The 3,696-nt window shown below is 64.0% G+C and carries 2 protein-coding genes; one reads left to right on the forward strand and one right to left on the reverse strand.

The genetic code is table 11. From position 1 onward, the window contains the following. Window positions 1-749: HAMP domain-containing protein (locus tag ABZ532_RS30785; protein ID WP_361291103.1), on the reverse strand; the 749-nt coding region annotated here is incomplete at its 3' end. A gap of 1,007 nt (window positions 750-1,756) precedes the next feature. On the opposite strand from ABZ532_RS30785, the gene ABZ532_RS30790 reads away from it, so the two are divergent. Beyond that, a complete protein-coding gene (locus tag ABZ532_RS30790; RefSeq protein WP_361291106.1) occupies window positions 1,757-2,599 on the forward strand; it encodes a transposase family protein in 843 nt (280 codons plus the stop codon). Window positions 2,600-3,696 lie beyond the last annotated feature (1,097 nt).

Below are 3,696 nucleotides of genomic sequence, written 5' to 3' on the forward strand. Positions count from 1 at the left end.
CGTACGGCTTGTCCGCCCAGGTTTCCCTCGGTTCCGACCTCGCGGGCCACCCGGGTGACCTCGTCGGCGAAGGCTGACAGTTGATCGACCATCGTGTTGACCGTCAATTTGAGCTCTAGCAGCTCTCCCGTGGCCTCCACGGTCACCGATCGAGTGAGATCACCACGAGCCACCGCAGTAGTGACGACGGCAATGTCTCTCACCTGGGCTGTGAGGCGGCTGGCCATGGTGTTGACGGATTCGGTCGCTTCGCGCCAGGTACCAGACAGCCCTCGAACCTTGGCGCGGCCGCCCAGACGTCCTTCGATGCCGACCTCACGGGCAACCCGGGTCACCTCATTCGTGAACACTGACAACTGATCCACCATGTGATTGACCCCGCGGCCTAGGCGCCTCAGATCGCCTCGCAACTGACGGTTCCCGTCATGGAGATCCACGCGCTGGCTTAGGTCGCCGCTCGCCACAGCATCCAGGACTCGGGTCGCGTTGACCGTAGGGACCACCAAGGCATCGATGAGTGTGTTGGCCGACGCGACTGCGCTGGTCCATGCGCCTTGCCCCTGCCCGGCTGAAAGCCGCTCGTCAAGACGGCCCTGCCGTACGAATTCACGACGGACACGACTCAGCTCGTCGGCAAAATGCTGATTACGCATAGAAATTTGGTTGAAGCATGCTGCCAACTCGGCGACGATTCCATTGCTCTCTGAGCTCAGCCGACAAGAAAAGTCGCCATCGCGCAAAGATGTCATCGCCGCTACCAATGGGCGCAGCTCGCTCACCCTCATCCAACCAGCCGCTGACTCTCGTGCCAGCGTGCGTTTTGTATCGGTGCTACCTGATGCATGAAGGTTCACGGTTCAGCCCTGCGCCTCGTCGTCGTGTGGTTCGTCCGCTTGTGCCCAAGCCCATCGCTGGCGCAACAGAATCGGCAATATGCGCCAGTCCACCGGCTACCGGCATTTTCGGCATTCGAGCGTTCGTCCGCTTACGGATGATTCATGCCTATCCAACCTGACACTCCGGCCGCATGAGTAAGTCGTGCTTAGACCTTGCCTTCTTTGGAGAGCAGCTCTTTGAAGACCAGTCCTGGACCGTCTCGTAGCTGGTGCTGGACGTGCCGCTGACGTGCGGTGCCTCGTGCCCTGGGCGTGGTCGGCGGCGGTCCGAGCTCGTCCGCTTTGATCAATGTGGTCGTCAGGCCGCGAGTGCGGCCTCGTAGGCGGCAGGACTGCGTAGCCGAGGCTGCTGTGAGCCGGTGCAAGTTGCACCTGCTCTCGGGCCACTCGAAATCGAGGTTCGGGCGGCTGCCCGAGTGGGCCAGGGTGGGATGCCCAGCTCGTGCTTCAGGGTGGAGCCGAAGTCGTCGGCCAGCCCGGTGATCTTTCACTCCGACCGCGGTTGCCCCAGAGCCGTTCTCACGCCCTTTTAACGCAGTGGCCGGCGGCTTTCTCCGCCTCGATGAATGGGTGCGTTCGCCGGGACTCCATCGCGAAGCGAGCCATCGCACGCAGAGGACCTCCACGTCCTCCCGCAGCCTGCGGTTCTCCCGCCGCAAAGCTGCCAGCTGCTCGCGTTCGCTGCTGGTCAGGCTGTATCGCTCACCCGCATCGACCTCGGCCCGCTTCACCCGGTCACGGACTGCGGTCTCGGTCAGACCGAAGTCCTCGACGACCTGACCGACCGAGCCGTCCCCTAGCGACCTCGTGCATGGTCGGCGGTGCGGGGCTGGATCGTGATCCCTGATCATGTTCGTGTGATGGGGTACGGGGCTCGTGCAGCGATCATCAGCGACCGGAGGGTCACCGGGCTCTCGGCCGATGTGATCTCCGAATTCGGCGCGGAGGTGGCGCTGTTGTGGCACGAACGACACCAGGCGAGACTTGAGTCCAGGTCGCGTAAGCGGGCCGTCGGCGCTGGTGCAAAGCACCGACTGGTCTTCATCGACCGACTCCTGGCAACGCTCGTTCACCTTCGGCACGGTGCTACTCACGACGTGCTGGTCTGCTGGTTCGGTGTTGACAGCTCCACGATCCCGCGGGCGATCGGCGAGGTGCGGCCCCTGCTCGCCAAGCGAGGCTGCTCCATCGCAGGCGGCATCCGGCTCCGTACCCTCGCCGAGGTCATCGACCACCTCGGCGCCAGCGGACAGACCGGGATCATCGACGGCACCGAGACCCGGGTCCGCAGGCCACAAGGATCGGGAGAAGTTCATTTCCCGCAAGAACAAGCAGAACGCCGTCAAGGCCATGGTCCTCACGACGCCCGTGGCCGGCTCCTTTTCTGCAGCCCGGCCCAGCCGGCCAGCTGCGCCGACATCACCCACGCCCGACAGTCAGGACTGGTCAAGCACCTGGCCAACGGCCCGGCCGTGGAGATCCTTGCCGACGCCGGCTATCAGGGCCTGGGCGCCCAGACCGGCGGCCGCGTCCTGACGCCACCACACCGCAAGTTCAAGAAGAACTCGCCAGATTGGTACAAGGAGATCTACGAACGCCAGCGCAAGGCACATTCCTCACGACGTATCCGCGTCGAGCACGGCATCGCACATCTCAAGAACTGGAGAGCCCTCGCCCGCCACCATGGCCGTCGGACCACGTGAACGACACGATCCAAGCCGTCGCCAGCCTGCTCCCACACCAGCAGACCGCGACCCGTAAGCCCAAACAACCACAGTAACCACTAGGCCAACCTGCACCTTCGACGTCGCACCGCCAACCATGCGCTCGTTAGCCGGCACAGCTCGACGATCTCGGTTTGAACTCCGGCGTGAACGAGCAGCGAGGACGCGGCTTTCTTCCTCATGCTTTCCATGATGAACATCAGCGTTCCGGGGCCGAAGCCCCTGATCCCAGATGTCCGTCAAAGCGAATCAAGCCCACTTCGGGGCTTACCGGCAAACTGTGTACAAGCGTTCACGCGTCGGATCGGGGAGCACGGGGGAGCCCCGCCTCGACCGGGAGGGTCATCTTGGATGAGTTCGGATACAGCGAGCCCGATCGTCCAGGGGACGCGATTGACTCGGTGAGCGTCCGCGCCCTCAGGAGGCGGGGTATCCGACAGGACCAAAGAATCATCTGATCCGCGACCGCAACGGTCGGCGCTCTCGCTCTGGATCTTTGCATCGCCCGCACCACTGCCGGACCTTAGAGCCACTGGTTCTCGTCATCCCATCTATCCGCTCCAGCCCCGGAACGCCCCGCCAACGGACAGCCAAGCTGCACGATGACCGGGCCCCGGCTACCCACCCTGCGGCAACCACTGCAACAGCGCGGCATCGTGCCGGGGGTTCACCCGCCGCGGCATCGGTTAGTCCCAGCGCGTGGGCGGCCCTCATGGTGGAGCGCGCGGTGTGCTGGCTCGCTGGATGGCGACGCTTTCTCGCCTTCGCGGGATATTCCTTGCCCTCATCTGCCACCGCCGCCTCGTCGGTTCGGGCGGTCAGAATTGGTAATGCTGGAGGCGGCGCCCTCGCTGCTGACCCAAAGTGGGAGGGGCCGGTGGGGCGGGAGTGCGTAGTCCAGACTCGGCTAGGCAATGAGCCTTTTCCAACCTGTCGTGCGAGTTGGGCAGTAGGGCTGGTGAACGGGTGAAGCCCCTGGTAGATGGGTTTTCGACCAAGAATTCCGTCTCCACCAGGGGCTTCGTGTGCTTGTCTACCCGTCGGGCATCGACGTGTCCAGCTCTGTCCTGCGCTGC

The sequence above is a fragment of the Streptomyces sp. NPDC019396 genome, assembly GCF_040632375.1.
Lineage (GTDB): Bacteria > Actinomycetota > Actinomycetes > Streptomycetales > Streptomycetaceae > Streptomyces.